This is a genomic window from Dellaglioa sp. CoH-57-MRSF-20 (assembly GCF_056781955.1).
In genome coordinates, this window is record NZ_JBXAXV010000149.1 from 1 (window position 1) to 385 (window position 385).

At 47.5% G+C, this 385-nt stretch carries 1 protein-coding gene; it reads left to right on the forward strand.

The genetic code is table 11. From position 1 onward, the window contains the following. Positions 1-159 precede the first annotated feature (159 nt). The coding region (locus AC1RPN_RS08560) for an LEM-3-like GIY-YIG domain-containing protein (RefSeq protein WP_481763770.1) at positions 160-385 on the forward strand (226 nt) is incomplete at its 3' end.

The window sequence follows — 385 nt, forward strand, 5'->3', positions numbered from 1 at the left end:
CGTGAACCGCATGAACTAGAAGGTGGACAAGATGCCACCGAATCGAATCCGTAAAGATGCACGTGAGCCGTGAAAACACTGCAAAAATAATGAAGAAATGCCAACAAAACGAGTAAAGCAGGATGTGCAATTTTATGAAGAACAAACTCGGAGTACACCATGGCTCGCACATTCTCTTCATTGGTTCGCAAACAGGCACGAGAGCTTCAGGCGCATTCTCGCAACAGGCTCAGTCTTGACCCGCTCTACTACGTTTATGCACTGCTCGATCCGCGTAAACCGGGCTCTTACTTGTATACAGTTGGTGACAAAGTAGTAGCGTTCGATCATGAGCCATTCTACGTCGGAAAGGGCAAAGGTCGTCGTATGTATCAACATCTGGAGG